This is a genomic window from Streptomyces sp. Tue6028 (assembly GCF_002300165.1).
Lineage (GTDB): Bacteria > Actinomycetota > Actinomycetes > Streptomycetales > Streptomycetaceae > Streptomyces > Streptomyces siamensis.
On record NZ_MLCE01000021.1, the window covers coordinates 349,198 to 375,085 of the forward strand.

The window sequence follows — 25,888 nt, forward strand, 5'->3', positions numbered from 1 at the left end:
CACCGTCGCCCCGCGCGCCTGCACGGGTGAGTGTCCGTGCAGGCGCTCAGGAACGCGGGGACTCAGCGCCGGCTCAGGTGCTCAGGTCGCGCCGGCGGAGACCGGCAAGGCCTGTCGCCGTGGCCGCGGCGGCGATCCCCGTGAGGACGAGCAGCGGTGTCCAGGCCATGTCGCCGCCGGGCAGCTTGGGGAGATGCCCGAAGGGGGAGAGGTCCATGACGGTCTGCGGGATGTTCAGGGCAGGGCCGATCCAGCCGAGCAGGAGCGCGAGCCCGGCGGCACCCCAGGCCCCGGGGGCCAGGAGGGGGGAGAGGCCGTACAGGAGGGCGGCGAGTCCGCCGAGGGTCCAGATCGCGGGGAGTTGGACGAGGCAGGCGCCGAGGATGGGGCCGAGTTCGGCTCCGTAGCCGAGGGCGAGTCCGAAGCCGCCCAGCAGCATGATGAGGACGCTGCCGCCGAAGGCGATGGTGAGGTGGCCGAGGGCCCAGCGCAGGCGGCCGACCGCGTTCGCCAGCACCGGTTCGGCACGCTGCGAGGTCTCTTCGCCGTGCAGTCGCAGTACGGAGGAGACGATGTAGAGGGCGGCGACCATGCCCAGCATGTTGACCATCGTGGCGAGGAAGGCGTCCGTGATCCCGCTCTGTCCGCCCATCCGCTCGATGATCTCGCGGGTCTTGTCGTTGTCGCCGACGAGGTCGGAGGCTCCCTTGGTGATCCCGCCGAAGGCGGCTCCGGCGGCGAGGAATCCCAGGCTCCAGCCGAGCAGGGCGCCGCGCTGCAGGCGCAGGGCGAGCGCTCCGGCCGTGCGGAGGCGTCCCGTGGCGGGGCCGGGCCGGGTGGGCAGGAAGCTCATGCCGATGTCGCGGCGGCCGGCGAGTTCGTAGGCGACGGCGCCCTGTACGAGGGCCGCGGCGGCGAACAGCAGGAGCACCCACCAGCGTTCGTCGGCGAAGGAGCGCAGTTCCTCCAGCCAGCCGACGGGTGAGATCCAGGTGAGTACGGACGAGCCGTCGGCGGTGGCGGAGTCCCCGGCGGCCTTGAGGACGAAGGCGGCGCCGAGCAGCCCTCCGGTGAGCCCTTTCGCGAGCCGTGCGCTCTCGGTCAGCTGGGCGACGATCGCCGCCATGGTGGCGAAGACCATGCCGACCCCGGCGACGGCGAGCCCCAGCGCCAGTGCTCCGGGACCGCCCTGTCCGGCGAGGCCGCCGGCGATCAGCAGGGCGAGGGCGCCGTTGGCGACGAGGGCCGCGAGCAGCGCGGCGGTGAGCGGGGCGCGCCGTCCGACCATGGCGGACGAGATGAGTTCCTGGCGTCCGGTCTCCTCCTCGTCGCGGGTGTGCCGGACGACGATGAGCAGGCTCATGATCGCGGCGAACACTCCGGCGTAGCCGCCGATGCGCCAGGCGGTGAGTCCGCCGAGGGTGTCGCTGAACACCGGCCCGTAGGTGGCGCGCAAGGAGCTGTTGGTGAGCATCTGCCGTGCCACGTCGGCGCGTTCGGCGGCGGTGCCGTAGATGGACTTGAGGGAGTTCGGCATGGAGACGACGAGCAGGCCGATGACGCCGACCCACAGCGGCATCATCAGGCGGTCGCGGCGCAGCGCGAATCTCAGCAGGGTGGCGGTGCCCGCGAGTTGACGGGACCCGCCGGGCCGGGTGGCGAAGCGCGCGGTGGCGGTGGTCATCGGGTGACCGCCTTCGCCGACGTCGACGTGGACGTGGGGGCGGTCTCGGTCGCGTCGTCCTGGTAGTGCCTCAGGAAGAGTTCTTCCAGGGTGGGGGGTGTCGAGGTCAGCGACCGTACGCCCGAGGCGGTCAGGGACCGCAGGACGGCGTCGAGCTTGTCGGTGTCGACCTGGAGTTTGACGCGCAGGCCCTGGACGTCGAGGTCGTGGACGCCGGGCAGGTGCGCGAGCCCGTCGGGCGGGCCGGCGAGTTCGGCCGTGATGCTGGTCCGGGTGAGGTGGCGCAGGTCGGCCAGGGAGCCGGTCTCGACGGTGACGCCCTTGCGGATGATGCTCACCCGGTCGCAGAGCTCCTCGACCTCGCTGAGGATGTGGGACGACAGCAGAACGGTGCGGCCGCGGGCGCGTTCCTCCTCGACGCAGCCCTGGAAGACCTCTTCCATCAGCGGGTCGAGGCCGGAGGTGGGCTCGTCGAGGATCAGCAGGTCGACGTCCGAGGCGAAGGCGGCGACGAGGGCGACCTTCTGGCGGTTCCCCTTGGAGTAGGTGCGCCCCTTCTTGGTCGGGTCGAGCTCGAAGCGTTCGATCAGGTCGGCGCGCCGGGCCGGGTCCAGGCCGCCGCGCAGCCGCCCGTACAGATCGATGACCTCGCCGCCGGACAGGTTGCGCCACAGCGTCACGTCACCGGGGACGTAGGCGACGTGCCGGTGGAGTTCCACCGCGTCGGCCCACGGGTCGCGGCCCAGCAGCTGTGCGGCGCCCGAGTCGGCGCGGAGCAGGCCGAGCAGGACGCGGATGGTGGTGGACTTCCCGGCGCCGTTCGGGCCGAGGAAGCCGTGCACCTCGCCGGCCTCGACTTCCAGGTCGAGGCCGGCCAGGGCGTGGGTGCTGCCGAACGACTTGTGCAGTCCGGAGACGGTGATTGCCTTCGTCATGTTTCAGAACGTACGCTTCTTTCAGAAATTTGTGAAGTTAAGGAAGAGTAGAAATGCCGGATACACTGAGTGGTGGTGCGCGGCCGGCGGGGGACGAGCAGGGGAGATGATCCGGGATGACCGAAGCCATGGCGGGCCGGCGGGACGCGGGGGCGGTCTCCGAGTTCGTCGAGAGCTTCGCGGCGCAGCTCGTCGAGGCCGGCATGCAGCGGATGCCCGCCCGTGTCTTCGCGGCCCTGCTCTCCTCCGACACCGGCGCCCTGACCTCCGCCGAACTCGGCGAACAGCTGCAGATCAGCCCGGCCGCGGTCTCCGGTGCCGTGCGCTATCTCGCCCAGCAGCACATGGTCTCGCGCGAGCGTGAGCCCGGCTCACGGCGCGAGCGCTACCGCGTGCACAGCGACCAGTGGTACGAGGCGATCACCAACCGGGAGGCGGTCCTCAAACGCTGGCAGTACGCCTTGCGCGACGGCGTCGACCGACTCGGCGCCGAGACGCCGGCGGGCCGGCGGATCGCCGAGACCCTGGCGTTCTTCGACTTCATCGACGGCGAGATCTCCCAGATGATGGACCGCTGGCGCGCCCACCGGGAAAAGCACTTCGGCAACGGTTGAAGCCCACCGGCACCCCGCCTCGCCCGCAATGACCGCACCCCGGACGCACCCGCACCCGTAAGCCACCCGGGACTGGACCGGATCGGCCTGGACGGCCTCGTCCTCAATCGCCGGACGGGCTGAGGGGTTGCTCTCTGCCCTCAAGGCGGGACGGAACTGCCGCCGGACCGGACGGGAGCTGCCGTCGGGCGGGCCGCTGGCTGGACCTCAGCCCCCCTCGCACCCGCAGTCGCGCTCTCACCGAAGGGGCCGTGCCGGTGAATCAAATGCCCGTTGCGGACAGCACCACGCACCCACTGAGGCCCTACCAGCACCGCCCCGCACAAGGGCTGCAACGGGCGGATCACCGGCACGGACCCGACCCACCCACCGGACAGACGGCGACCCACCCACCGGCCGGTCGGCGACCCACCCACCGGACACACGGCGCCCACCCACCGGACCGGAGGCAACCGACCCACCCACCGGCCCGGCGGCAAACCCACCGGACCGACCGGTGGCGACAAGACCCACCCATCGGCCCGGCCGCCACCCACCGGCAGACCCCCCGACCTCTACGGGAACCCCAGCGGCAGGGTCAGCCCCCACGCCTCCTCCCGAACGGTCCACGTCCGCGTCCGCACGGGCCCGGACACCACCGCGTCCGCCCGGTACCGGAAGTCCGCCCCCGACACGGTGACCCGCCGCCCGAACGCGCGCAGCGGGACGACGGCGGCCCCGTCCGTGGCGGGCCGCACCTCCACCTCCGCACCGCCGGGCCCCCCGGGCGTCACCGACACCGCCTCCACCGGCTGGTCCAGATCGACGACCGTCACCCCGTCGACCTCGACCCGGAGCCGGGTCGCCCCGGGCCCGGGCATCGCAGCCGTGCGGGCGGGCCGCGAGGCGAGCGTGCGGACCAGTGACTGGCAGGTGCGCAGCCAGGCGTGGGAGGCCGCCTCCGGGGCGACGCCCGCCGCCGTGGGAACCGGGGCGGGCGCGGACGGGATGCGGAGCGTGCCGAGGACGACGCCGTCGCTGTCGTCCACGAGCAGGTCGAGCCGCCGTTCGGACCCGTCGAGCACGGCCCGCGCCGCGGCCACCGCCCCGGTGGGCACGCCGAGGGACCGCGCGAGCGACAGCACGCCGCCGACGGGCACCATCGACAGCGCGCACACCCCCAGCTCGCGGCGCCGGTGCAAAAGGGACACCGCGCGCATCAGGGTACGGTCGTCGCCGACCACCACGGGCCGCCGCGTGCCCCTGCGGGCCAGTGCGCGGGCGAATTCCTCGGGCCCGTCCGGCAGGCACACCTTCGTCGCCGCACCCGCGCTGAGCACGTCTTTCGCGATCCGTACAGACTCGCCGTCCGTCCGACGGGCGACCGGGTCGATGACCACCAGGAGCTGGTCGGAAGCCGCCACCTCGGTCATGCCTCGCTTCCTCGGGTAGCATCTTTGTGCAAGAGCCCCTTGCGCTATTGCGCCAGGGGCTTCGTCTATTCCGGGGCATCCGGTCCGACGGTCGCGGCCAAAGGAGGTCGCCGGCGTACGCAGCCGTACCGAAAAGCAGCCGCGTACGTCCCCGACCTTGGACATGCCCCGCCCGGAAGGGGTGTACGCCTGTGCCCGCACTTGTGCTGCTCGGTGCTCAGTGGGGTGACGAAGGCAAGGGAAAGGCCACCGACCTGCTCGGTGGATCTGTGGACTATGTGGTGCGCTACCAGGGCGGCAACAACGCCGGCCACACGGTGGTCGTGGGTGATCAGAAGTACGCCCTGCACCTCCTCCCTTCCGGGATCCTCACGCCGGAGTGCACGCCGGTGATCGGAAACGGAGTCGTCGTCGACCCGTCGGTCCTGTTCTCCGAGCTGAACGGACTGAACGAGCGCGGCGTCGACACGTCCAAGCTTCTGATCAGCGGAAACGCCCACATCATCACGCCGTACAACGTCACCGTCGACAAGGTGACGGAGCGCTTCCTCGGGAAGCGGAAGATCGGCACGACGGGGCGCGGCATCGGGCCGACGTACGCGGACAAGATCAACCGTGTCGGTATCCGCATCCAGGACCTGTACGACGAGTCGATCCTGACGCAGAAGGTCGAAGCGGCTCTCGAGGTCAAGAACCAGCTGCTCACCAAGCTGTACAACCGTCGCGCCATCGAGGCGGGCCAGGTCGTCGAGGAGCTGCTGGGCTACGCGGACCGGCTGAAGCCGTACGTCGCGGACACCGTCCTGATCCTCAACGAGGCTCTGGAGCAGGACAAGGTCGTGCTCTTCGAGGGCGGCCAGGGCACGCTGCTGGACATCGACCACGGCACGTATCCGTTCGTGACGTCGTCCAACCCGACCGCGGGCGGCGCCTGCACGGGCACGGGCGTGGGTCCGACGAAGATCAGCCGGGTCATCGGCATCCTCAAGGCGTACACCACCCGCGTCGGCTCGGGTCCGTTCCCGACCGAGCTGTTCGACGAGGACGGCGAGGCGCTGCGCCGCATCGGTGGCGAGCGTGGTGTGACGACCGGCCGTGACCGGCGCTGCGGCTGGTTCGACGCGGTCATCGCCCGCTACGCGACGCGCGTGAACGGCCTGACCGACTTCTTCCTCACCAAGCTGGACGTGCTGACCGGCTGGGAGGAGATCCCGGTCTGCGTGGCGTACGAGATCGACGGCAAGCGCGTCGAGGAACTGCCCTACTCCCAGACGGACTTCCACCACGCGAAGCCGGTCTACGAGACGCTTCCGGGCTGGTCCGAGGACATCACGACGGCCAAGACGTTCGCGGATCTGCCGAAGAACGCGCAGGCGTACGTGAAGGCGCTCGAGGAGATGTCCGGTGCGCCGATCTCCGCGATCGGTGTCGGTCCGGGCCGCGACGAGACCATCGAGATCAACTCGTTCATCGACTAAGGCCCCTGGGCCCTTCACGGGTCCGTACGGCGTTCGCACGCGCCCCCGGTCGGCTTCGGCCCGCCGGGGGCGCGTCGCGTTTCCGCCGAAGCCGACCACACTCCACCCGCCACCGTCCCGCCGTTTTCGTCACCAACCCCCCGCCACCGACCACACCCCACCCGCCACCGTCCCCCCGTTGCCGTCACCACCCGCCCCGCCACCGACCGCACCCTGCCGTCCCCTGCCGTCCCCTTCCCTCACCGACCGCGCCCTGCCGTGCCCTTCCCTCACCGCCTCCCGCCACCGACCGCACCCTGCCGCCCCCTTCCCCCACCGAAGGCCCCGTCACCACCGCCCCGAGCGCGGCGTAATTGCGCCGACCTGCCCCAACTCCCGTACTTTTGCTTGTCTTTGGTGATCAAGCTGTGGCTATGGTGATCGTCACGCGCCCGGCGCCCGCCCACCGGCGGCCGGGCGCACGGTGACCGACGACCGGGGGGAACGGTGTCGTCCGGGGGGTCGCATCGGCATGCCGTGATGTCGGCGGTCGCGGACGCCTGCCCGGCCGCGCTCCTGTCCGCCACGTCGAACGCCGTCCGACCCCGAGACGGAACAGGAGCCCCCGTGGCCGACGAGATGGTGCGCAAGGCGCAGCAGTTCATCAACGGTGCCTACGAAGGCAAGCTGGGCATCGACCGGATCCCCGAGACCGGGGTGACCGGCTGGACGACGATGTTCGGCCTCACCCGTGCCCTCCAGTACGAACTGGGGATCACGAGCCTGTCGGACACCTTCGGCCCCACCACTCTGTCCACGCTCACGTCCAAGTACCCGACGCTCAACAGCGATACGGTCCCGTCGGCGAACTTCGCCCGCATCATCCAGTCGGCCCTCTACTGCAAGGGATACGACGGCGGCGACATCGACGGGACGTACAACTCCCGCGTCTACGCCTCGATCACCCGGCTGAAGCAGAACATGGGCGTGGACTTCACCTACCCCGGCGGCAACCTGGTGCCCAAGGTGTTCAAGGGCCTGCTGAACATGGACGCCTACGTCACCGTCAACGGCGGCTCGGACAGCATCCAGGCCGTGCAGAGATGGCTGAACGGGCAGTACGTGACCCGCAAGGACTTCTTCATCATCCCCGCGGACGGCCACCACTCGCGCGACGTCGCCAAGTCCATGCTGTTCGCCGTCCAGTACGAGCTGGGCATGGCCGACGGCACGGCCAACGGGGTGTTCGGCCCCGGCACCCAGAGCGGTCTGAAGAGCCACACCGTGGCCACCGGGGACTCCGGGCCCTGGGTGCAGCTGTTCTCCGCCGGCATGGTCCTCAACCACCGGCCCGTGTCCTTCGGCGGGACCTTCACCAGCGGTCTGGCCTCGGCCGTCTCCGACTTCCAGTCGTTCGCGAAGCTGCCCGTCACCGGCAAGGGCGACTTCTCGACCTGGGCCTCCCTCCTCGTCTCCTACGGCGATCAAGCGCGCAAGGGCGAGGCCTGCGACGGCGTCACCCGGATCACCCCGGCCCGCGCGGCGGCGCTGAAGGCCGAGGGCATCAAGTACATCGGGCGCTATCTCACCAACCCGACCGGCGGGAAGCCGTACGAGAAGGCGATCCAGGAGGGCGAGCTCCAGACCATCGCCGACGCCGGGCTGCGCTGTTTCCCGATCTACCAGACCTACGGCCGGGACGCCTCGGACTTCAACTACATCGCGGGCCGCACCGCCGGACAGGCCGCGGTCAACGCGGCCCTGGACCACGGCTTCAAGGCCGGCGCGAGGATCTTCTTCGCCGTCGACTTCGACGCCCTCGACGAGGACGTCACCTCCAGCGTCCTGCCCCACTTCAAGGGCATCGAGGACGCGATAGCCGACGACGGCAACCGGTACGCGGTCGGTGTGTACGGGCCGCGCAACGTGTGCACCCGCGTCTCCGAGGCCGGCCACGCGACCGCCGCGTTCGTCTCCGACATGTCCTCCGGTTTCTCCGGGAACTTCGGCTATCCGCTGCCCGAGAACTGGGCCTACGACCAGATCGTCACCCGCACGGTGGGCTCGGGCGACGGGGCGATCGAGATCGACAACAACATCGCCTCGGGCCGCGACACGGGCCAGGGCTCCTTCAACGCGCCGCGCACCCAGAAGCCCGACACCCGCCTCGACGACTCCGTCCTCACCGCCATGCAGACGGACGTCGGCAAGTACATGGAGTCCCTCGGCTACCCGCTCGACGGCGGTACGCGCAGCTACCAGCACTGGAAGTGCTTCCAGTCGACGGTGGTCGACCACGACGCGCTCATCACGAGCCTGTCGAACAAGTACAACCTGCGCAAGGCACTCATCCAGACGTCGGCGTACTGGGAGATGCGGCACATCGAGCCGCTCGACGAGGCGGCCTGGGAGGCCACGATCCTCGCGTACAACACGACGGGGAAGTTCATCAAGGACTCGTCCACCGGTATCGCCAAGCAGCGGGCCCTCACTCTCGTCGGCGCCTGGAACCACTGCCTGACCAAGGGCTACGCGACCGGACGGCCGATCCTCGACCCGTCGAGTGACGACGACAAGTACTCGATCTGGAAAAAGGCGCACGACGACGAGGAGTTCGCCCTCACCAGCGTCTTCATGATCGACATGTGGGACATCGACGGGAAGCCCGGCGGGGACGACAACTCCCCCGCGATGCGCTCCCCGCGCCTGGACTACAACGACTCGGAGATCTACGACGTCCTGCGCCGCTACCAGGGCCCCGCGGAGCCCGCGTTCAGCGAGGCGAAGAAGCGGCTGGGGCTCTACTACGTGATGGAGAAGTACAACGCGATCTCCCGGAACCTGTGACAGAGAGCGGAGCGCCCCATGTCCGGAGACCAGCCGTACGCCGGCCACGACGGCACCGTCGTCCTCCTGCTGACCCTGGCCGGACTGGTGGCCACCCCGTGGCTCCTGGTGCGCGGGGTGCGGCTGCTGGTCCGCGCGAGGGCGGCCCGGACGGCGACGGCGGCCCTCGGGTCCGCCGCCGCACTGGCGTGGGCCGCGGCGCTCGGCATGTACACCTGGGGCGTTCTGCACCTGGTCCTCTTCGACGACCAGGACCGGTCCCGGGCGTGCAACACGGCGGTCGGCGACCGGCGACTCACCGGATACGACCCCTCGTTCATCCCGCTCCACTTCGGCTGCCGTACCGGTGACGGACACACGGTCGAAGCGGTCATCCCGTCGTACATCAACCCGGCAGTGACCGTGCTGGGGGTGTGCGCCCTGGCGCTCACCCTCGCCGGATTCGCGACCGCCCGACGCAAGGAGGAAATCTCATGACGGCGAACCTGCCGCGACGCACCGTGCTGCGCCGCGCCGTCCTCATGGCCGCAGGCGCCACGGCCGGATCACAACTGCTCGCCACCCCTGGATACGCGGCGGACCACAGGCCCGACCCGGCCAAGTTGCGCGAAGCGGTGAAGAAGGCCCAGCAGCGGGCCGACGAGCGGAAGGCCCACGTGCTCAACGGCCTTCGCTCGAAGAACGGCTGGGAGATGGAGAAGGTCGTCGACGACCGCGGCAACATCTACACCAGACCCGTGACGGGCACTCCGGTGGACGTGCGGGTGCGCATGGGAGACGTCGAGACCGTCCTCGTGCACGTCGTCCGCCGCTTCCACTACGAGATCGACGCCCTGCGCAAGGGCGACGTCGTCGGCTGGCGCACCCCGGGCTCGGTGCGCAGGGGACTGGCCGAGTCCAACCAGGCCTCCGGCACGGCGGTGCAGATCCGGCCCGGCTCCTACCCCTTGGGGGTGCGCGGCGGGTTCTACCCCCTCCAGGAGCTGGTGATCCGCGACATCCTCGCGGACGCCGAGGGCGTGGTCCGCTGGGGCGGCGACGACCGCAAGCCGGACGAGTCGCTGTTCTCCATCGACGTGGGCCCGGGCGACGCGCGCCTGACCGCGGTGGCGGAGAAGATCCGCCGCTGGGCCGAGACGCCCGGTCTGGGCTCGGGTGTGCTCGTCGATCCGCTCCAGCCGCGGCGCCGCAAGGCCGCGAAGCGGCTCGCCGCCCAGCAGGTCTGACCGGTGGGCCGCGGGCCCGGTCCGCACCCTCACGGGTGGGGCCGGGCCCGTGCCCGTGGCTGTCGCCCGGACCGGGCACCGCCGGCACCCCGCGGCCCGGTCCGGGCGTCGGCCGCTAGCTGAAGATGATCATCGACCCCTGGGCGAGGCTGCGGGTCGCGGCGGCGTGCAGGCCGAGCCAGACGTGGCGCTCCCGGGCGAAGGGGCTGGCGTCGTAGGGCGCCGGCGCGGCCGGCTCCTCCAGCTCCGTGGGCGCCGCGGGCGGCTGCGGGGCGGCGGGCGGGTTGGCCGGGTCGATGCCGATCGACGGGGCCACGAATTCGAGTTCGCGCAGCAGCGCGTGGGAGGAGCCCAGGGGGCCGCCGCCCGCGAGGAGTTCGTCGTTGGCGAGTGGGTGCGGGAAGTCGACGGGGACGTAGGCGCCCGCGTGGTCGTAGTGCCAGACCAGGTGTGACTGCTGGGCGTTGGTCTCGAACATCTCCAGCAGCTGTTCGTAGTCGCCGCCGAGTTCGTCCACCGGGGTGACCGCCAGACCGCACATCTGGAGCAGGTAGGCGCGGCGCAGGAAGTGCAGCGCGTCGTAGTCGAAGCCGGCGACCGGGGCGACGTCGCCGGACAGCCCCGGCATGTACGCGTACACCGGGACGGGTGGGAGTCCCGCCTCGGCCAGCGCCTTGTCGTAGAGCGCGAGTTCCTCGGCGAAGGGGTTGTCGGGGGTGTGGCACAACACGTCGACGAGCGGGACCAACCACAGGTCACAGGCCAACAGACGGCTCCTCTTCCTCGGGTGCACGGTGGTCAGGGCAGCGTAATGCGCGCGGCGGTCCTGGGAAGGCCCCGGTGCACAACTGGGGTTTCCGGTGGCCGGGGCGCGCGGTGCCGCCCCGGGCCGCGTCCCCAACCCCCCGATCGCCCGCGGGGGCCCTCCTCAAACGCCGGACGGGCCGTCGTCTGCGGTCAGGTGCTCGATGAGGGCCAGCGAGTGTGCGTTGTAGGCCACGACGATCGCCTGGGCCGTGTCCGCGTCGCGGCGGGCCAGGGCGTCCACGAGCTCCGTGTGCCCGGCCCACAGGTGGCCCCGCAGGTCGGCGACCCGGCGCAGGTGCTGGACGGTGCACACCCAGGACTGGACGCGCAGCCGGTGCAGGAAGTCGGCGAGGTAGGGGTTGCCGAAGAGGCCGCTGAGTTCGCGCCAGAAGCGGAGGTCGTAGCCGATGAGGATGTTGAGCTCGCCGGCGGTCGCGGCGCGCTGGGCCTCCTCGCCGCGGCGGCGCACGGCGGCCAGCGCGGCGACGGCGCGCTGGTCGTCGAGCTGGCGCAGACCACCTGCGACGAGGCTGCGGAACATGCCCTCGGTGACCAGGCTGCGGGCCTCGATCATGTCGCGGTAGTCGTCGGCGGAGTACTCCTGCACGCGGAAGCCGCGGTGCTGGTCCGCCTCCAGCAGACCCTGCGCCGACAGGTCTACCAGGGCCTCGCGCACGGGGGTGGCGGAGACGCCGTACTGGTCCGCGATCTCCTTCACCGTGAACGCCTGGCCCGGCTGGAGGCGGCCCGCGAGCACCTCGTCGCGCAGCGCGTCCGCGATCTGCTGCCGCAGGGTGCTGCGGGTCACGGCGCCATTGCCGCCGATGCCGGGCATGGTGTCTGACTCCCCCATCGCGTGGATGTGGTGGTGGGTCTACTCGCGTATCACTACGAGCAGGACACCTTACGCGGTGGAGGGGCCGCAGACGCCGAACCCCCGGCCGGGCTCGACAGCCCGGCCGGGGGTCGGAAGGTGACGGGATCGCGCTCTACGCGGTGTGCTCGTCCGCCACGGACAGCGCCTCGTCCAGGGCCGCCAGACCCTCCTTGGCCTCGGCCTCGGAGATGTTGCACGGCGGCACGACGTGGGTGCGGTTCATGTTGATGAAGGGCCACAGGCCGCGGGCCTTGGCCGCGGCACCGAACGCGGCCATCGGCGCGTTCGCCTCGCCCGCCGCGTTGTACGGAACCAGCGGCTCCCGCGTCTCCCGGTTCTTCACCAGCTCCAGCGCCCAGAAGACACCGGTGCCGCGCACTTCGCCGACGCTCGGGTGCCGCTCGGCGAGCTCGCGCAGCGCCGGCCCGAGGACGTTCTCGCCGATGGCCGCGGCCTGGTCGACGATGCCCTCCTCCTCCATGACGTTGATCGTCGCGACGGCGGCGGCACAGGCCAGCGGGTGCCCGGAGTAGGTGAGCCCGCCCGGGTAGGGCCGCCGGGCGAAGGTCTCCGCGATGGCTCCGGAGATCGCGACACCGCCGAGCGGCACGTATCCGGAGTTCACGCCCTTCGCGAAGGTCATCAGGTCGGGCGTCACACCGAAGTGGTCCGCGGCGAACCACTTGCCGGTCCGCCCGAAGCCGGCCATGACCTCGTCCAGGACGAAGACGATCCCGTACCGGTCGCATATCTCGCGCACACCGGCGAGGTAGCCGGCGGGCGGCGTCATGATGCCCGCCGTGCCCGGGACCGTCTCCAGGATCACCGCGGCGACGGTGGCCGGCCCCTCGAAGGTGATGGTGTCCTCGAGGTGCTGGAGCGCCCGCTCGCACTCCTGCTGCTCGTTGTCCGAGTAGAAGGGGCTGCGGTACAGGAACGGCGCCCAGAAGTGGACGACACCGGCGGCGGCGCTGTCGCTGGGCCAGCGGCGCGGGTCACCGGTGAGGTTGATCGCGGTCGAGGTGGCGCCGTGGTACGAGCGGTAGGCGGAGAGCACCTTCGGACGGCCGGTGTGCAGCCGGGCCATCCGCGTGGCGTTCTCGACGGCCTCCGCGCCGCCGTTGGTGAAGAAGATCTTGTCCAGGTCGCCGGGGGTGCGCTCGGCGATCAGCCGGGCCGCCTCCGAACGCGCCTCGACGGCGAAGGCGGGTGCGAACGTGGACAGGGTTGCGGCCTGCTCCTGGATCGCGGCGACGACCTTCGGGTGCTGGTATCCGATGTTGGTGAAGACGAGCCCACTGGTGAAGTCCAGATACCGCTTGCCTTCGTAGTCCCAGAAGTACGACCCCTCCGCGCCGGCGACGGCGAGCGGGTCGATGAGCTCCTGCGCGGACCAGGAGTGGAACACGTGCGCGCGGTCCGCGGCCTTCACGGCGGCACCGACCTGAGGGTTGGGCTGAGGGGTCATGCGCCGAAGCGTAAATGTCCACGGAGTGGACGCGATATCGGCGTCCTGTCTGCCGCCGGGGGCATTCCGCGACAGTCTGTCGGGCTTGACCACGCCGCCGACTCCGCTGCCGCCGCCATTCCGTCCCCCTGAGCCGGCGTGGATCGGCCTGGACGGCCTCGTCCTCAATCGCCGGACGGGCTGAGGGGGGGCGCCCTCTGCTCCCAGGCGGGACGGGGCGGGGCCCACCGGATCTCGTAAGGCACCCGGACCTGACCCAGATCGGCCTGGACGGCCTCGTCCTCAATCGCCGGACGGACTGGGGGTGGCTCTCTGTCCTCAAGGCGGGGCGGGGGTAGGTGGTGGCGCCCGGGTGGGAAGGGACGCACCGGCCCCCGTGAGGCACCCGGAGCTCAGCCCGATCGGCCTGGACGGCCTCGTCCTCAATCGCCGGACGGGCTGAGGCACTGCCCTCAACCCCGACAGGTCCAATCCCTGGGTCTTGGGCGCAACCCTGATCTCACCCGCGGTCGCCCTCTCACGGAAGGGGCCGTGCCGGTGCATCACATGCCCGTTGCGGACGGCGCCATGAACCCACCGCACTGGCTCGCCGGACCAGACAAGGGCTGCAACGGGCGGATCACCGGCACGGCCCCGACCCACCCACCGGACAGACGGCGAGACGGTCCGGCAGCGAGGCCCCAGTCGGCAGCGAGGCCCCGGCCGGCAGCGAAGCCCCGAGTATTGACAGCATGCTGTCCAATTGACAGCATGCTTACATCGAGCAGAACCCGAGGAGGAGCCATGAGCAGCACCCCGCGCCAGCCCGTCCACCTCGCCGTCTACGACACCTTCGCCGACTGGGAGACCGGCCACACGACCGCGCACCTCGCCCGCGCCGGCTACGAGATCCGCACCGTCGGCCCCACCCGCGAACCGGTCACCACCATGGGCGGGATCCGTATCCTCCCCGACCTCGCCCTCGACGAGCTCCGCCCCGAGGACAGTTCGCTGCTCGTCCTCACCGGCGCGGACCTCTGGGACTCCGGCGACGACCTCGCCCCCTTCGCCCGCACGGCACGCACGTTCCTCGAAGCCGACGTGCCCGTGCCCGTGGCCGCGATCTGCGGCGCGACGGCGGGACTCGCACGCGAGGGCCTGCTCGACGACCGCGCCCACACCAGTGCCGTGTCCTTCTACCTCGCCGCCACCGGCTACGCGGGCGCCGAACGGTACGTGGACGCCGACGCCGTCACCGACGGCGCGCTCGTCACCGCGGGCCCCACCGAACCGGTCGCCTTCGCCCGCGAGGTGTTCCGCCTGCTCGGGGTGTACGAGGGCGAGGTCCTCGACGCCTGGTACCGGCTGTTCCACGACTCCGACGCCGAGGCGTACGCCGTCCTGGAAAAGGCCGCCCGGTGAGCCGGGAGCACCAGGACCTGCTCAGCCGCAGCGCCCTCGGAGTCTTCCGCCTGAACGGTCAGTTCCTCTCCGTCGCCGAGGAGCTCGCCAGCCCGGCCGGACTGACCGCCGCCTGGTGGCAGGTGCTCGGCGCCGTGCTCACCGAACCGCTCCCGGTGTCCGGGATCGCCCGGGCCATGGGCATCACCCGGCAGAGCGTGCAGCGCATCGCCGACCTGCTGGTGGACAAGGAGCTGGCCCGGTACCTGCCCAATCCGGCCCACCGGCGCGCCAAGCTGCTCTCCCCGACGGAGTCCGGCCGCGCCGCGATCGCGCGGATCGGCCCCGGGCACGCCGCCTTCGCCGACCGGCTCGCCGAGGCGTTCGGCGAAGGAGGGCTGGCCGAGGCGGTACGCGTCCTGGAGCGCCTGTCGACGGTCCTCGACGAGCTCGCCGCGAACGTCACGGAATCACCACGCGCTGTTACGGAACCGTAGACACCGCCCCACCCACCTCCCCGTACGACCGGATTATCCTCGGTCTGTTGCACACACACGGGGGAAGGTGGGCGCGGGCATGGAGAAGCTGGGGGCGGGGGATCCGCAGCGGATCGGCGCATATCGGCTGCTGGCTCGGCTCGGCGCGGGCGGGATGGGGCACGTGTACCTCGCCCGGTCCGACCGGGGACGCACCGTCGCGGTCAAGCTGGTGCGCGAGGAGCTCGCGGAGCAGGAGGAGTTCCGGGCCCGCTTCCGGCAGGAGGTGCAGGCCGCACGACGGGTCGGCGGGTACTGGACCGCCCCGGTGCTCGACGCGGACACCGAGGCCGTGATCCCGTGGGTCGCCACCGGCTACGTCGCGGGGCCGTCCCTGCAGACCGTCGTCGGCCACGACCACGGCGCGCTGCCCGAGCGCTCCGTCCGCATCCTCGCCGCCGGCCTCGCGCACGCACTCCAGGACATCCACGCCGCGGGCCTCATCCACCGCGACCTCAAGCCGTCGAACGTCCTGGTCACCATCGACGGCCCCCGCGTGATCGACTTCGGCATCGCGCGCGCCCTGGAGACGGTGACCGACGGCGGCCTCACCCGCACCGGCGCGCTCGTCGGCTCACCCGGCTTCATGGCGCCCGAGCAGGTCCGCGGCGACCGGGTCACGCCCGCCTGCGACGTGTTCTGCCTCGGCTCGGTCCTCTCGTACGCCGCCACGGGCGCCCTCCCCTTCGGGGCGGCCAACAGCGGGGTGCACGCGATGATGTTCCGCATCGCGCAGGAGGAGCCGGACCTCGAAGGCGTGCCCGAGGGGCTCGCCGACCTCGTGCGCGACTGTCTGCGCAAGGACCCGGCCGCCCGGCCGAGCCTCGCCCAGGTGCTGGAGCGCACCGGCGCGGAGGACACGGTCTCGGACGGCCGCACCCGCGACCCGTGGCTGCCGAGCGCGTTGGTCGCCCAGCTCGGCCGGCACGCGGTGCAGCTGCTGGACACCGAGAACCCCGACGACGGGCAGCCGCAGATGCCCGCCCTGCCGGCCGGAGCGCCTCCCGTGCCGCCGGCTCTGCCCGCCGCGCCGCCGCCCGCCGCGCCCCCGGCCCCCGACCTGTCGAAGGCACCGCCCGCACTCCCGCCCGCACAGCCGGCCACCCCACCCCATGCTTCGCCCGAGGCCCCGCCGGAGCACGCCCCGGCCGCGGCCGAGGAGGGCGCCACCCCGCCCGCACCCGGGCAGCCCGCCCCGCTCGACCACCTGCCGACGATGGTGGCGGGCGCGGGCCCGACGCCCCCTCCGGCCGCCCCGCCGGCCACCGCGCACCCCGCGTACGGCTATCCCCAGCAGCATCCGCAGCAGCACCCCCAGCCCACCGGCCCCGCCGCGCCCCACCCCGGGTACGGCTATCCGCAGCAGGGCGGCTGGGGCGGACAGCCGGCCCCGTACGGCGCGACGCCTCCGTACGGGCCGGGCGTCGCCTCGCCGTACGGTCCCGGTGACGCGACGCCGCCGTACGGACCGGGCGGCGCCCCGCTGCCGCCCGAACCCCCGCGCAGAAGCGGCCGGTCCACCGCCCTCCTGATCGTCGTGGCGCTGGTCGTCGCGCTCGGCGCGGGCGGCAGCGTCTACGCGCTGATGAAGGGCACCGGGGGCGACAAGGACCACGACGACGCCAAGGCGTCGGCGTCCGCCTCCGGCGCGCCCACCACGCCGGGCCCGAGCACCACGGAGCCGTCCACGGCCTCCCAGTCGCCCAGCGCGCAGGAGTCGACGGACGGCACCATCCCGGACGAGTTCCTCGGCACCTGGAACACCAGCATCGACAACGCGACGGGACACAACACCCGCCGGCTCACGATCCAGCAGGGCAAGGTCGGGGACACCGTGCTGTCCCTCGTCGCGGACGGCCCGGCCGGCAGCGGCACCTACCACTGCGTCTTCGAGGCCAGGCTCGCCGAGGAGCCCTCCGCGGGCGGCCCTCTGGAGATCAGCGCCTCCGACGTCACCGTCGGAGAGCCGGCCACGTCCTGCTCGCCGGGCGCGGCCTCCGAGGTCACCCTCCTCTCGGACGGCCGGCTGCGCCGCGTGAACAAGGACTCGGGCGAGGCCCTGACGTACACGAAGGGCGGCTGAAAGCGCCCTGGGAAGGGCCTCCAACTCGCTTGACGTGAAACCCCGTTGAAGTTCACCTCGCGTATGCCGGGGGTTCCCGGGCCAGGTCGTACCGTGACCGGACGACAGGCTCGGGGGAGTGGCTCACGTGGAGTGGCTGAGCGCGGAGAACGTCGTGGCCGTGGCGACGGCCGTCGTCGGCATCGTGGCCTCCGCCGGCATGGTCTGGTACGAGCGCCGGGTGCCGCGCCGCAAGAGGATCGGCTACCGGGTGCAGATGGACAACCCGATAGGCGACGACGTGCGTTCGGGCCGCGCCAACGTAAGGCTCGGGCTGTTCGACGAGACACCGGGCATGACGGACGCCACCCTGGTGCTGCTGCGCATCGAGAACGACGGCTCGCAGAGCATCGCCGGGGACGACTACACCAGTCGCGAACGGCACGGCCTGACCGCCGTGTTCACCGACCGGACCATCCGCGGTGTGTCCGTCACCCAGCCGCCCGGCACCGACCACCTCATGGACCACTTCACGCCGGCCGCGGGCCTCAGCTACGAGGACGGCGTGCTGCGCATCCCGCGCGTGCCGCTCAACCGGGGTGAGCACTTCAAGCTGCTCGTGCTGCTGTCCGGCGGGGACGTGGGGCGCGGGATCCGGCTGATCGGCGGGCTGCGGGACGGCGAGGTCAGCCCCAACCGCAGCACCACTCCCGACGATCAGCCGCCCCTGTTCAGCCGTGCCGCCCGGCTGATCACCGTGCTGCTGACGGTGTGCGTCGTCACGCTCGCGCTGATCGTCGTGCTGCGCGACGACAGCCCGCCCCCGATCGGCTGCGAGCGGGGCACCCTCAAGGTCACCGGTTCCACCGCCTTCGAACCGGTGATGCGGGAACTCGCCGAGAAGTACGAGGAGGACTGCGCGGGCGCCACCGTCACCGTGGACCCGCACGGCAGTACGGCCGGCGTACGTGAACTCGCCGCGGCGGGCGCGAAGTCGGGCAGCGGATCCCCGGCCGTCGTCGCCCTCTCCGACGGCCCCAAGCCGAGCGGTTTCCCGGAGCTGCGCGAGAACCGGGTCGCGGTCTCGGTCTTCGCGCTCGTCGTCAACGACGACATCGGGGTCAAGAACCTCTCCCTCGCCGACGTACGGCGCCTCTACCGCGGCGAGATCAGGAACTGGAAGCAGCTCGGCGGGCCCGACCGGCCCGTCCTGCTGGTCAGCCGTGACGCCAACTCCGGTACCCGGCAGGTCTTCCAGCGGCGCGTGCTCGCGCGGGGCGAGATCGCGAACTCCTCGCTGGACTGCGTCCACAAGGACGATGCGACCGCTCCGGTCGTGCGCTGCGAACTCGACTCCACCGAGCAGGTGCTGAGCACGGTCGCCCGGCTGCCCGGGGCGATCGGCTACAGCGAACTGAACAACGCCACCGGCCGCCGTGGCCTGCACCAGCTCACCCTGGACGGCCACACCCCGTCCGTGGAGGCGCTGGAACACGGCTCCTCCGCGTACCCGTACCGGGAGATCGAGTACGCCTACACGTTCGGCCAGCCGCCCGCCGACTCCCTCGCCTCCAGCTTCCTCTCCTACGTCAGCCGGGGCAGCGGCCAGGACGTGATCCGCACACACGGGCACCTGCCGTGCGGGACACCGGTGGGACTGCGGATCTGCGGCGAGGGCTGACGGCCGACGCACCCGACCTTGCTCGGCACCCCCGACACTCCCCGGCGACCCGGCGACCCGGCGACCCGGCGACCCGGCGACCCGGCGACCCGGCGACCCGGCGACCCGACCAGGGTCAGGTGCCCACCCGGATCCGGAGACCTAACGGGGCTCCGGAGGCCGCTGCCGCGGCATGTTCGGCCGCGCGCCCGGAGGCAGCGGGGTGCGCCCCGGAGGCACCGCCTCGGTGCGCGGCGCGCCCGACAGCGACGACTGGATCCCCATGGGCGCCGAGCCCGTCCGGAACTCGACCATCCAGTCCGCCGTCTCCGCCCGCACCAGCTCCGTGACGTCCTCGCAGAACCGCCGCAGCACGCCGAGACACCGCTCCGCGGCCTCTCCGGCCGTCCCCTCCGTCGGCCCGAGGACCTCCCGCACGCTCTCGGACGCCCAGTCGAACTGGAGTACCTGGAGCCGCCGGTGCACGGCCTGGGCCGTGGCCACGTCCCTTATCCACCCCGAGGTCACCCCGAAGAACCGGTCACCGGCCACGCACGCGACCCCGAGGAGCAGCGCCAGATAGCCCCAGGGGGCGACCCCGCCCACCACCCCGGTGAGATCGAGCAGCGGAGCGGCCGCCCCGGACACGGCCCCGAGGGCCGCCCCGCAGCGCAGCACCCGCGCCCCGCGCCGCTTCCACACGCGGTCGGACAGGTACCAGGAGGCCGTGTCGAGCGCGCCGCGCTCCACCCACCGGTACAGCTCGTGGAGCCGCTCCGCGGGTTCGCCCCAGTCCCCCAGCGGGAACGGCCGGCCGGTCAGATCGCCCGGCACCAGCTCGGCCGCCCCGTCGCCCCGCCCGTCCTGGGGCGGCCCCTCGGGCTGCATCTCCGGCTGACTCACCCGGCACTCCCTACTGACGACGGTGACGGCAGTGACGACGGCGTGTGACGTCGTGTGACGCCTGGTGCAAAAGCGCCGGACCCTTCCTACCTCCCAATGGGTGGCGATGGACCGGGTTTCATCGCTTTTCCGCCCGGAAGTGGGTCTTGATCAGGTATAGGACTCCCGACGCTCTCACTCGAAAGAGTGCTTGGGCGACGGGCCCGTCGAGCACGTAGGCTCAAGCTGGACAGGAAAAACGGTCCACTCAGCCGTACTCGAAACCAGGAGCTGATCGTGATTCCCGGTGGTGGCCAGCCCAATATGCAGCAGTTGCTCCAGCAGGCCCAGAAGATGCAGCAGGACCTGGCGAACGCGCAGGAGGAGCTGGCGCGGACGGAGGTCGACGGCCAGGCGGGCGGCGGCCTGGTGAAGGCGACCGTGACGGGCTCCGGAGAACTCCGCGGCCTGGTGATCGACCCGAAGGCGGTCGACCCCGAGGACACGGAGACGCTCGCCGACCTGATCGTCGCGGCCGTCCAGGCGGCCAACGAGAACGCCCAGACGCTCCAGCAGCAGAAGCTCGGCCCGCTCACCCAGGGCCTCGGCGGCGGCAGCGGCATCCCCGGCCTGCCGTTCTGAGACCGGCGTGCCGTTCTGAGGCTCGGCCTGCCTTTCTAAGACGGGCGGCAGCCAACTACCGTACGCACAGGGACGAAGCAGGATTCAGGAACCAGGAAAGGCAGTCCGTTGTACGAAGGCGTGGTCCAGGACCTCATCGACGAACTGGGGCGGCTCCCCGGCGTCGGTCCCAAGAGCGCGCAGCGGATCGCCTTCCACATCCTGCAGGCCGAGCCGACGGACGTGCGGCGCCTCGCGCAGGCCCTCATGGAGGTCAAGGCGAAGGTCCGCTTCTGCGCGACCTGCGGCAACGTGGCGCAGGAAGAGCTGTGCAACATCTGCCGCGACCCGCGCCGGGACCTCTCGGTGATCTGTGTGGTCGAGGAGCCCAAGGACGTCGTCGCGATCGAGCGGACACGCGAGTTCCGCGGCAGGTACCACGTGCTGGGCGGCGCGATCAGCCCCATCGAGGGCGTCGGCCCCGACGACCTGCGGATAAGGGAATTGCTGGCCCGTCTCGCCGACGGCACGGTCACGGAACTCATCCTCGCCACCGACCCGAACCTGGAGGGCGAGGCCACGGCCACGTACCTCGCCCGCATGATCAAGCCCATGGGCCTCAAGGTCACCCGCCTGGCCAGCGGCCTCCCGGTGGGTGGCGACCTGGAATACGCGGACGAGGTCACGCTCGGCCGCGCCTTCGAGGGGAGACGACTCCTAGATGTCTGACGCCACGCTGCACGCGACCAGTCAGGACCCCGACGACTTCGTGGTCCAGATCGCGGACCAGGTAGAGAGCTTCCTGGTCGCCGTCACCGAGGTGGCCAAGGGCGACGAGCCGGACTCGGCCGTGCCCTTCCTCCTCCTGGAGGTCTCCCAGCTCCTCCTGGCCGGCGGCCGTCTCGGCGCACACGAGGACATCGTCCCCGAGGAGCGCTACGAGCCCGATCTGGGCCCCGAGCCGGACGTCGACGAGCTCCGCGAGCGCCTCGCGGTGATGCTGGAGCCGATCGACGTGTATTCGGAGGTCTTCGACCCGTACGAGCCCCGCAAGGCGCCGGTCGCCTGCCGGATCTCCGACGACCTCGCCGACGTCATCACCGACCTCCGCCACGGCATGGCCCACTACCGCGCGGGCCGCACCACGGAGGCCCTGTGGTGGTGGCAGTTCTCGTACTTCTCCAACTGGGGTTCCACGGCCTCGGCCTCCCTGCGCGCCCTTCAGTCCGTGGTGGCGCACGTGCGCCTGAACCAGCCCCTGGACGACCTGAACGGCCTGGACACCGACCAGGATCTCGGCGACGACGCGCTCGCCGAGGAGGCCGGCAAGGTCATGGTGGAGGAGATCGCGGGCCCGCTGGGCCTGCGCCCGGTCAAGTAGCGACAGCCGCCCGTGACGGCGGTTCGTCGTGCCGCCGGCCGACCGAGACGCCGATCGGCCGTGACGGCGGTTCGTCGTCACGGCGGCGGGCAAAGACCGAGGCCGGCAGTGTCGGCAGCGGGTCGTGACAGCCGTCGACGCTGACGGCCGGCGCCCGTGACAGCCGTCGACCCCGACAGCCACTCGCTGCGACCGCGGTAGGCCATGACGGCGGCCCGCCCGTGCGGGCCGCCGTCGGCGTCGTCACCGCAGCTCCCACAGCCCCTTGCCCAGCGTCGTGACCCCGCCGGCCAGCGCGAGCCCCAGGACCAGGAGCCGGGCCCGTCTCTCCGGCAGCCATCGCGCGAGGGCCCGTCCGGCCAGGGACCCCGCGACCATCCCCGCGATCGCGAGCGCCCACACCGGCGGGCCGAGCCGCGGCACCCCGTTCGCGGCCACCGAGAACGCGTTCACCAGCACCCCGTAGAACTGCGCGTTCGGCACGAACTCCCGTACCGTCCAACCCGCGTTGACGGCGTACAGGGACACCGGAGGGCCGCCCACCCCGGCCGCCGAGTTCATGAAACCGCCCAGGGCCCCCGCGGCCACCGCGCCCCCGCCGCCGCGCAGGGCGGGCACCTGGGCGCCCCGCATCACGAGCGCCACCGCCACCGTCACCAGCGCACCCATGCAGGCGAGCAGCGCGGGTTCGGGGAGCCGCCGGGCCAGCCAGGTCCCGGCCGGGACGGTGCACGCCGCCGCCGCGCACAGCGGCACCATCGCGCCGAGCCGCACCCGCCGCCAGCCGCCCGCGAGTCCGACCACGCTGATCACGCCCGCCGCGCAGTTCGCGAGGACGACGCCCTCGGCGGGACCGAGCAGCAGCACCAGCGCGGGCACGGCCACCAGGGCGAAGCCCATGCCGGTGAGCCACTGCACGCCCGACCCCAGCAGCACGATCCCGCCCAGCAGGAGACTGTCCGCCCAACCACCACCCGTCACGCCCGACAGCGTCTTCCCGCGGGCACCGCGCGATCAACACCCGTGCAGGCCCGGACATCGCCCGGGAGGCCCGGACATCGCCCGACAGGGGCGGACGGGGCGCCGCGGACGGCCGGATCGCCGCCCTCCCGTGTGACACGGGGCACTTTCCGGAGTGGCGCGGCCGACCTGCGGGCAGGTGCCGTGTCGGAGCGGCCGGACCCGCCCCGCCCGAGGAGCCCTGACGACTCCGTCGGTCCGTTGGTCCGAGTGATCACGTCGTGAGCGGGACATCTCACGATGCGATATCTCGGAGGGGAAATCCGGCCGCTCGTTAAACTGAGCCGACCGCAGTTGTGCGGTGCAGAGACGGATTGAGCGAGGAGCGCACGTGGGCCTTGTCGTGCAGAAGTACGGAGGCTCCTCCGTAGCCGATGCCGAGGGCATCAAGCGCGTCGCCAAGCGGATCGTGGAAGCGAAGAAGAACGGCCACCAGGTGGTCGTCGTCGTTTCCGCGATGGGCGACACGACGGACGAGCTGATCGATCTCGCCGAGCAGGTATCTCCGATGCCCAGCGGACGAGAGTTCGACATGCTGCTGACCGCCGGGGAGCGGATCTCCATGGCCCTGCTGGCGATGGCGATCAAAAACCTGGGCCACAGCGCCCAGAGCTTCACCGGCAGCCAGGCAGGTGTCATCACCGACTCGGTCCACAACAAAGCGCGGATCATCGACGTCACGCCTGGCCGTATCCGTACGGCCCTCGACGAGGGCAACATCGCCATCGTCGCCGGCTTCCAGGGCGTCTCGCAGGACAAGAAGGACATCACCACCCTCGGCCGCGGCGGCTCCGACACGACCGCCGTCGCGCTGGCGGCGGCCCTCGACGCCGAGGTCTGCGAGATCTACACCGACGTGGACGGCGTGTTCACCGCCGACCCGCGCGTGGTGAAGAAGGCCCGGAAGATCGACTGGATCGCCTTCGAGGACATGCTGGAGCTGGCGGCCTCCGGCTCCAAGGTGCTGCTCCACCGCTGTGTGGAGTACGCCCGCCGCTACAACATCCCGATCCACGTGCGCTCGTCCTTCTCCGGACTCCAGGGCACCTGGGTCAGCAACGAGCCGATTCAGCAAGGGGACCGCAAGGTGGAGCAGGCCATCATCTCCGGTGTCGCGCACGACACCTCCGAGGCCAAGATCACGGTGGTCGGCGTTCCGGACAAGCCGGGCGAGGCCGCCTCGATCTTCCGCGCCATCGCCGACGCCGAGATCAACATCGACATGGTCGTGCAGAACGTGTCCGCGGCCTCCACCGGCCTGACGGACATCTCCTTCACCCTTCCCAAGACCGAGGGCCGCAAGGCCATCGACGCCCTGGAGAAGGCGAAGACCGCGATCGGCTTCGACTCCCTGCGTTACGACGACCAGATCGGCAAGATCTCCCTCGTCGGCGCCGGCATGAAGACGAACCCGGGTGTCACGGCGGGCTTCTTCGAGGCGCTGTCCGACGCGGGCGTGAACATCGAGCTGATCTCCACCTCCGAGATCCGCATCTCCGTCGTCACCCGTGCCGACGACGTCCCGGAGGCCGTCCGCGCCGTCCACACCGCCTTCGGACTCGACTCCGACAGCGACGAGGCCGTCGTCTACGGAGGCACCGGCCGCTGATGGCCGGGTCCGTGGGACCCAAGAGGTCCTTGGCGCCGACGCTCGCGGTCGTGGGAGCGACCGGAGCGGTCGGCACGGTCATGCTCCAGATCCTGTCCCAGCACGCGGACATCTGGGGCGAGATCCGCTTGATCGCCTCCCCGCGCTCGGCCGGCCGCAAGCTGGCCGTGCGCGGCGAGGAGGTCGAGGTCGTGGCGCTGTCGGAGGAGGCCTTCGACGGGGTCGACGTCGCCATGTTCGACGTACCGGACGAGGTGGCCGCCCAGTGGGCGCCGATCGCCGCCGCCAAGGGCGCGGTCGTCGTCGACAACTCCGGAGCCTTCCGGATGGACCCGGACGTGCCCCTCGTCGTCCCCGAGGTCAACCCGCACGCCGCGCGCGTGCGTCCGCGCGGGATCATCTCCAACCCGAACTGCACCACACTCTCGATGATCGTGGCCCTGGGTGCGCTGCACGCCGAGTTCGGGCTGCGTGAACTGGTCGTCTCCAGCTATCAGGCGGTCAGCGGCGCCGGCCGGGCCGGCGTCGAGACCCTGCGCCAGCAGCTGTCGCTCGTCGCCGGTACGGAACTGGGCACCAGCCCCGGTGACGTACGTCGGGCCGTGGGCGACAACACCGGGCCCTTCCCGGAGCCCGTCGCGCTGAACGTGGTGCCGTGGTCCGGGTCCCTCGCCGAGGACGGCTGGTCCTCGGAGGAGATGAAGGTGCGCAACGAGTCCCGCAAGATCCTCGGACTGCCGACGCTGAAGGTGGCCGTCACCTGCGTCCGCGTACCCGTCGTCACCACGCACTCACTGACCGTCCACGCCCGCTTCCAGGGCGAGGTCACCGTCGCCAAGGCGCGGGAGATTCTCGCCACAGCGCCGGGGGTCGTGCTGTTCGACGATCCGGCCGCCGGGGAGTTCCCCACCCCCGCCGACGTGGTGGGCACGGACCCGACCTGGGTCGGCCGCGTCCGCCGGGCTCTGGACGATTCGACCGCACTCGAACTGTTTGTGTGCGGGGACAACTTGCGCAAGGGTGCCGCATTGAACACCGCTCAGATCGCCGAGCTGGTGGCGGCGGAGATCATCGGGGCGTAGGTTCTGCCTTCTGGATGTGCGCGGGTTCCGCAAGGTTCTGCGTCCTGGACGTCCGGCAGCCGGAATCTCGGTGGCCGTCGGGGGATTCATTTGTAGGATCTGTGTGAGTTCGGTGAGCGGACTATGGTCCGACCACTTGAATCCGCCCCTGTTGGCGTCCGAAGATTTTCCTCCCCGTTCTCCGCAACCGCGCGGAGGGCGGGGAGCGTCTTTGCGCTCGCCATTCAGGGGCGTCCGGGGGCGGCACGGCACATGGGGCATAGGGGAAGAGCTGGTACGCATGAGGGCATTTAGTGCACTGTCAGGCGCGCTGAGAGGCGTCCCGGCC

The 25,888-nt window shown here is 71.4% G+C and carries 22 protein-coding genes; 14 read left to right on the forward strand and 8 right to left on the reverse strand.

The features are described 5' to 3' along the window. Window positions 1-73: 73 nt before the first annotated feature. Both BKI49_RS19970 and BKI49_RS19975 read right to left on the reverse strand, forming a co-directional pair. Complete coding sequence (locus tag BKI49_RS19970) at window positions 74-1,684, reverse strand: ABC transporter permease (RefSeq protein WP_095935622.1); 1,611 nt, start codon at window positions 1,682-1,684, stop codon at window positions 74-76. Then, the gene (locus tag BKI49_RS19975) at window positions 1,681-2,619 is read right to left on the reverse strand and encodes an ABC transporter ATP-binding protein (RefSeq protein ID WP_095935623.1); all 939 of its coding nucleotides are present in this window, start codon (window positions 2,617-2,619) and stop codon (window positions 1,681-1,683) included. Before BKI49_RS19975 ends, BKI49_RS19970 begins: the two co-directional genes overlap by 4 nt. 116 nt (window positions 2,620-2,735) lie before the next feature. On the opposite strand from BKI49_RS19975, the gene BKI49_RS19980 reads away from it, so the two are divergent. Beyond that, window positions 2,736-3,233 (forward strand): GbsR/MarR family transcriptional regulator, encoded by a 498-nt coding sequence (locus BKI49_RS19980; RefSeq protein ID WP_095935624.1) that lies wholly within the window; start codon window positions 2,736-2,738, stop codon window positions 3,231-3,233. Window positions 3,234-3,787: 554 nt separating this feature from the next. Here the strand turns inward: BKI49_RS19980 and BKI49_RS19985 are convergent. After that, entirely contained in the window at window positions 3,788-4,645 is an 858-nt protein-coding gene (locus BKI49_RS19985; RefSeq protein WP_095935625.1) for a diacylglycerol kinase family protein, read from the reverse strand. A gap of 191 nt (window positions 4,646-4,836) precedes the next feature. Here BKI49_RS19985 and BKI49_RS19990 point away from each other — a divergent pair, with 191 nt between their 5' ends. The 4 genes from BKI49_RS19990 to BKI49_RS20005 all read left to right on the forward strand — a co-directional run bounded on the left by BKI49_RS19990 (window position 4,837) and on the right by BKI49_RS20005 (window position 10,175). Further along, complete coding sequence (locus BKI49_RS19990) at window positions 4,837-6,123, forward strand: adenylosuccinate synthase (protein WP_095935626.1); 1,287 nt, start codon at window positions 4,837-4,839, stop codon at window positions 6,121-6,123. Window positions 6,124-6,729: 606 nt separating this feature from the next. Further along, window positions 6,730-8,949 carry a glycoside hydrolase domain-containing protein gene (locus BKI49_RS19995; protein ID WP_095935627.1) on the forward strand — a complete coding sequence of 740 codons (2,220 nt, stop codon included), beginning with the start codon at window positions 6,730-6,732 and terminating at the stop codon, window positions 8,947-8,949. Between the two features lie 18 nt (window positions 8,950-8,967). After that, window positions 8,968-9,426 carry a hypothetical protein gene (locus BKI49_RS20000; protein ID WP_095935628.1) on the forward strand — a complete coding sequence of 153 codons (459 nt, stop codon included), beginning with the start codon at window positions 8,968-8,970 and terminating at the stop codon, window positions 9,424-9,426. Continuing rightward, window positions 9,423-10,175 carry a hypothetical protein gene (locus tag BKI49_RS20005; protein ID WP_095935629.1) on the forward strand — a complete coding sequence of 251 codons (753 nt, stop codon included), beginning with the start codon at window positions 9,423-9,425 and terminating at the stop codon, window positions 10,173-10,175. The genes BKI49_RS20000 and BKI49_RS20005 overlap by 4 nt, the downstream gene beginning before the upstream one ends. Window positions 10,176-10,290: 115 nt before the next feature. Here the strand turns inward: BKI49_RS20005 and BKI49_RS20010 are convergent, their stop codons facing one another. From BKI49_RS20010 to BKI49_RS20020, 3 genes are all read right to left on the reverse strand, one after another. Continuing rightward, the gene (locus BKI49_RS20010; RefSeq protein ID WP_028799191.1) at window positions 10,291-10,941 is read right to left on the reverse strand and encodes a hypothetical protein; all 651 of its coding nucleotides are present in this window, start codon (window positions 10,939-10,941) and stop codon (window positions 10,291-10,293) included. Between the two features lie 162 nt (window positions 10,942-11,103). Continuing rightward, window positions 11,104-11,817, reverse strand: coding sequence for a GntR family transcriptional regulator (locus BKI49_RS20015; RefSeq protein ID WP_095935630.1), 714 nt, complete (start codon window positions 11,815-11,817; stop codon window positions 11,104-11,106). Window positions 11,818-11,971: 154 nt separating this feature from the next. Then, window positions 11,972-13,327, reverse strand: coding sequence for an aspartate aminotransferase family protein (locus BKI49_RS20020; RefSeq protein ID WP_095935631.1), 1,356 nt, complete (start codon window positions 13,325-13,327; stop codon window positions 11,972-11,974). Between the two features lie 783 nt (window positions 13,328-14,110). Here BKI49_RS20020 and BKI49_RS20025 point away from each other — a divergent pair. The 4 genes from BKI49_RS20025 (at window position 14,111) to BKI49_RS20040 (ending at window position 18,986) form a co-directional block, all read left to right on the forward strand. Further along, window positions 14,111-14,728: a type 1 glutamine amidotransferase family protein gene (locus tag BKI49_RS20025; protein WP_095935632.1), complete on the forward strand. Its 618-nt coding sequence runs from the start codon at window positions 14,111-14,113 to the stop codon at window positions 14,726-14,728. Continuing rightward, the gene (locus BKI49_RS20030; protein ID WP_095935633.1) at window positions 14,725-15,204 is read left to right on the forward strand and encodes a MarR family winged helix-turn-helix transcriptional regulator; all 480 of its coding nucleotides are present in this window, start codon (window positions 14,725-14,727) and stop codon (window positions 15,202-15,204) included. Before BKI49_RS20025 ends, BKI49_RS20030 begins: the two co-directional genes overlap by 4 nt. A 79-nt stretch (window positions 15,205-15,283) precedes the next feature. Next, on the forward strand, window positions 15,284-17,326 hold the full coding sequence (locus tag BKI49_RS20035; protein WP_095935634.1) for a protein kinase domain-containing protein: 2,043 nt from the start codon (window positions 15,284-15,286) through the stop codon (window positions 17,324-17,326). 127 nt (window positions 17,327-17,453) lie between these two features. Beyond that, complete coding sequence (locus BKI49_RS20040) at window positions 17,454-18,986, forward strand: substrate-binding domain-containing protein (RefSeq protein ID WP_095935635.1); 1,533 nt, start codon at window positions 17,454-17,456, stop codon at window positions 18,984-18,986. Window positions 18,987-19,127: 141 nt separating this feature from the next. Here BKI49_RS20040 and BKI49_RS20045 read toward each other — a convergent pair whose 3' ends face one another. Further along, window positions 19,128-19,868, reverse strand: coding sequence for an SLATT domain-containing protein (locus tag BKI49_RS20045; protein ID WP_095935636.1), 741 nt, complete (start codon window positions 19,866-19,868; stop codon window positions 19,128-19,130). Window positions 19,869-20,144: 276 nt separating this feature from the next. On the opposite strand from BKI49_RS20045, the gene BKI49_RS20050 reads away from it, so the two are divergent. The 3 genes from BKI49_RS20050 (at window position 20,145) to BKI49_RS20060 (ending at window position 21,849) form a co-directional block, all read left to right on the forward strand. Then, complete coding sequence (locus BKI49_RS20050) at window positions 20,145-20,489, forward strand: YbaB/EbfC family nucleoid-associated protein (RefSeq protein WP_095935637.1); 345 nt, start codon at window positions 20,145-20,147, stop codon at window positions 20,487-20,489. 108 nt (window positions 20,490-20,597) lie between these two features. Beyond that, window positions 20,598-21,197: a recombination mediator RecR gene (recR, locus tag BKI49_RS20055; protein WP_095935638.1), complete on the forward strand. Its 600-nt coding sequence runs from the start codon at window positions 20,598-20,600 to the stop codon at window positions 21,195-21,197. Then, window positions 21,190-21,849 (forward strand): DUF5063 domain-containing protein, encoded by a 660-nt coding sequence (locus tag BKI49_RS20060; RefSeq protein WP_095935639.1) that lies wholly within the window; start codon window positions 21,190-21,192, stop codon window positions 21,847-21,849. The genes recR and BKI49_RS20060 overlap by 8 nt, the downstream gene beginning before the upstream one ends. 243 nt (window positions 21,850-22,092) lie before the next feature. Here the strand turns inward: BKI49_RS20060 and BKI49_RS20065 are convergent, their stop codons facing one another. Further along, window positions 22,093-22,749, reverse strand: a complete 657-nt coding sequence (locus tag BKI49_RS20065; RefSeq protein ID WP_373557573.1) for a TSUP family transporter — start codon at window positions 22,747-22,749, stop codon at window positions 22,093-22,095. 451 nt (window positions 22,750-23,200) lie between these two features. Between BKI49_RS20065 and BKI49_RS20070 the strand changes: the two genes are divergently transcribed. Together BKI49_RS20070 and BKI49_RS20075 are read left to right on the forward strand one after the other, a co-directional pair. Continuing rightward, window positions 23,201-24,478 (forward strand): aspartate kinase, encoded by a 1,278-nt coding sequence (locus tag BKI49_RS20070; protein WP_095935641.1) that lies wholly within the window; start codon window positions 23,201-23,203, stop codon window positions 24,476-24,478. Beyond that, on the forward strand, window positions 24,478-25,560 hold the full coding sequence (locus BKI49_RS20075) for an aspartate-semialdehyde dehydrogenase (protein ID WP_095935642.1): 1,083 nt from the start codon (window positions 24,478-24,480) through the stop codon (window positions 25,558-25,560). Before BKI49_RS20070 ends, BKI49_RS20075 begins: the two co-directional genes overlap by 1 nt. The last annotated feature ends 328 nt before the right edge of the window (window positions 25,561-25,888 follow it).